Source organism: Algibacter sp., assembly GCF_049667265.1.
Lineage (GTDB): Bacteria > Bacteroidota > Bacteroidia > Flavobacteriales > Flavobacteriaceae > Algibacter_B.
The window spans coordinates 1-1938 of record NZ_JBATHX010000416.1 but is presented as its reverse complement, the minus strand read 5'-3'; the positions used below and the strand labels follow the sequence as shown (position 1 = coordinate 1938).

At 31.3% G+C, this 1938-nt stretch carries 2 protein-coding genes; both read left to right on the top strand.

Annotation, left to right across the window (positions count from 1 at the left end):
• Window positions 1-943 (top strand): hypothetical protein (locus tag WBN21_RS14485; protein WP_424201498.1); only part of this gene is annotated, 943 nt, incomplete at its 5' end.
• Between the two features lie 312 nt (window positions 944-1255).
• The coding region (locus tag WBN21_RS14480; RefSeq protein ID WP_424201496.1) for an FG-GAP repeat domain-containing protein at window positions 1256-1938 on the top strand (683 nt) is incomplete at its 3' end.

Genomic DNA, 1938 nt, shown 5'->3' with positions numbered 1-1938 from the left:
TATTAGAAATGATAATGCCGTTTTTGTATGGGCAGATAATCCTGGTACTGTTGCTGTAAATGGCTCATGTAAAGTTGGAAAAGTAACGAAACAAAACGTTCAAGCCTGGGATAACAATCAAATTGATTTTAATGAAAAATTTGATTTAAGCGCTAATGGTGGGTTTAAAATGAAGGTATATTCGGCTATTCCTGGTTATACCGTTTTATTAAAACTTGAATCAATTGCTGACCCAGATACTAATACTGAAATTGATTTAACAACTACTAAAACTAATGAATGGGAAGAGTTAACTTATAACTTTAGCACCAGCGAAGATAATAAATATGATAGGATTGTATTAATTTTTGATTTAGGTTCAGCAAATACTAACACCTATTATTTTGATGATCTGAAACTTTTTGAAAGAACAAGTGGCGGTGGCAGTAGCGACACATACTCACTTGATCAAACTATAGATTTTGAAGCCGACGGGTTTGGTGCACAATGGGCATGGAATGTTTATGAAAACGTAGACAATCCTCCTATAGAATTTGTTGCAAATCCAAATACAACTGGAAATACATCGGCGCAAGTTGCAAAATTAACAATTCGTGATTCTGATAAAACATGGGTTGGAACAGAAACGGCACATGGTGAAATGGGAATAGTTTGGGATCTTAGCAATTCTAATGCTATAATTAAAATGTGGGTTTACAAATCCGTTATTAGTGATATTGGAATTAAACTTGTAACACCTACAGGTGGCGCACAAGGGCCTATTATAGTTGCTAATACTAAAATTAATGAATGGGAAGAATTAACATTCGATTTTAGCGCTAGAGTTGGAGTTATTTTAGATGGGAATCAAAACATTGATCAAATAGCTATTCACGCTGATATTCGTGATGGCGCTAAAGGTGGAGAAGCCACATTTTATTTTGATAATATTACTTTTAATTAAATCAACATATAGTAATTAATTTAAAAGGCTAATCTAAAATCTAGATTAGCCTTTTTTTATTGAAGGTTATTTTGAATCTTAAAGTACTATATTAAAAGAGCATATATATTATTAACCTAAAGGGTTGCTTATCAATTTTTTTGTTAGTATTTACTCAACAGTTTACAATTTTGTATATAAAATTATGTAAATTTTGTATCTTAGTTAGCTGCTATTTTTGACATTTATTAATTTCGGTATGATGTCATAAAAAGCTCTAAACAATAAATTATTAGGGTCAATTATATTTGACTCTTTATTATTCAATATTTTATGAAAATTAAACGTTGTTCTGCTAAAATAATAATTTTAGCTTCTATTCTTTCTATTACTATTTCCTGTCAAAAATCAAATCGAAATCTGTATCCTGAAACTTTGGTTGGTGGTTTTGAATTGCTGACGCCTGAAAAAACGGGAGTTGATTTTAACAATGCTATTCGTGAATCTGAAAAAGTTAATCATTTATATTATAATCAAATATATAGTGGCGCTGGTGTGGCCATTGGCGATATTAATAACGATGGGTTATCAGATATTTTCTTTTGTGGAAATCAAGTTAATGATAGGCTATATTTAAACAAAGGGAATTTCCAATTTGAAGATATCACGAAGAAATCTAGAGTAGCAGTTAATCCGGGTTGGTCTTGGGGTGTTACTATGGCAGATGTAAATAATGATGGCTATTTGGATATTTATATAAGTAGAAATGGTGATTCAATGAACCCTGAGGATAGAAAAAACCAACTTTACATTAATAATCAAGATCTTACTTTTACTGAATCAGCCATGTTATATGGTTTGGCCGATGCTGGTTTTTCTTCGCAAGCCGTGTTTTTCGATATGGATAATGATGGCGATTTGGATATGTATCAAGTGAATCAACTTCCTGATGCTAGGTTATTTAAAAGGTATATTAATATTCCTAAAGAGCGTGAATTGTTTTATACAGATAAGCT